Origin of the sequence: Roseisolibacter sp. H3M3-2 (assembly GCF_029211165.1) — a bacterium.
Classification (GTDB): domain Bacteria; phylum Gemmatimonadota; class Gemmatimonadetes; order Gemmatimonadales; family Gemmatimonadaceae; genus Roseisolibacter.
Window position 1 is genome coordinate 1 of record NZ_JARGEK010000614.1, and the last position, 1,632, is coordinate 1,632.

A 1,632-nucleotide genomic window follows, 5' to 3' on the forward strand; every position below is an offset into this window, starting at 1 on the left:
GCGCGTCGCCGCGGTTCGCGCGCACGTCGGCGCGGGGCGCGGAGGGCGCGGGCGGCGTGGTGGTGGACGCGGGCGGGCCGGTGCCGGCGACGGTCGTCGGCCCCGCGACCATCGTGCTCCCGGACGCGACCGCGCTGGTGCCGGCCGGGTGGACGGCGCGCGCGCTCGACGTGGGCGGCTGGCTGGTGGAGGCTGCGTGAGCGCGACGGACGCGACCATCGACGCGCTCGAGCTCACCGTGTGGGCGCACGCCTTCGCGATGATCGCGGAGGAGATGGGGAGCGTGCTGGTGCGCGGCGCGATCTCGCCCAACATCCGCGAGCGGCGCGACGCGTCGAGCGCGCTGTTCGACGCGGGCGGGCGCATGGTGGCGCAGGCCGCGCACATCCCCGTCCACCTGGGCGCGATGCCCGACGCCGTGCGCGCGGTGATCGCGCGCGGGCCGCGCGCCGGCGACGTGTTCCTGCTCAACGACCCGTTCCGCGGCGGGTCGCACCTCCCCGACCTGACGCTGGTCGAGGCGATCGGCGCGCCCGACGACGCGGGCCGCGTGATCGGCTACGCGGCGGTGCGTGCGCACCACGCCGACGTGGGCGGGATGAGCCCGGGGAGCATGCCGCAGGGGGCGACGGAGCTGCTGCAGGAGGGGCTGGTGGTCCCGCCGGTGCGCCTGGTGCGCGCCGACGGCGCGGGGGGCGCGGCGGTCGACGACGACCTGCTCGCGCTGGTGCTCGCCAACGTGCGGACGCCCGAGGAGCGGCTCGGCGACCTGCGGGCGCAGCTCGCGGCGTGCGCGGCGGGGCGCGACGGGTGGCGCGCGCTCTGGCGCCGCGAGGGCGAGTCCCGCGTGGGGGCGGCCGCCGACGCGCTGCTGGAGTACGCCGAGCGCCGCGCGCGGGCGCGCCTGGCGCGACACGAGGGGGCGAGCGGGCGCGCCGAGGACGCGCTCGAGGGGGACGGCGTGTCGGAGGACCTCGTGCCGGTGCGCGCGGCGGTGCGCGTCGCCGACGGCCGCCTGCACGTGGACCTGGCGGGGACGGCGGCGCAGGTGCGCGGCAACGTGAACTGCCCGCGCGGCGTCGCGATGGCGGCCGCGGTGTTCGTGCTGCGCACGCTGCTCGACGACGACGTGCCGACGAACGACGGGATCGCGCGCGCCGTGGCGCTGTCGGTGCCCGAGGGGAGCGCGGCCAACGCGCGGTGGCCGGCCGCCGTCGCCGCCGGCAACGTCGAGATGTCGCAGCGGCTCACCGACACGCTCTTCTCCGCGCTCGCCGACGCGGGGCTGGCCGTGCCGGCGCAGGGGCAGGGGACGATGAACAACGTCACCTTCGGCGGCGCCGACGCGCACGGGCGCGCCTGGACCTTCTACGAGACGCTCGGCGGCGGGCAGGGGGCGAGCGCGCGCGGCGGCGGGCCGTCGGGGGTGCACGTCGGGATGAGCAACACGCGCAACACGCCGGTCGAGGCGCTGGAGGCGGCGTACCCGCTGCGCGTCGAGACGTACGCGCTGCGCGCCGGCTCCGGCGGCGCGGGGGCGCACGCGGGGGGCGAGGGGGTGGTGCGCGCCTACCGCGCGCTCGTGCCGTGCACGGCGACGCTGCTCACCGAGCGCCGCGCGCGCGCGCCGCA

Annotated in this window: 2 protein-coding genes; both read left to right on the forward strand. The window is 79.2% G+C overall.

Features of this window, described 5'->3' with window-relative positions; translation table 11 throughout:
* Positions 1–200: hypothetical protein (locus PYV61_RS25105; RefSeq protein WP_275836619.1), on the forward strand; the 200-nt coding region annotated here is incomplete at its 5' end.
* Positions 197–1,632 (forward strand): hydantoinase B/oxoprolinase family protein (locus PYV61_RS25110; RefSeq protein ID WP_275836620.1); only part of this gene is annotated, 1,436 nt, incomplete at its 3' end. The genes PYV61_RS25105 and PYV61_RS25110, both read left to right, overlap by 4 nt.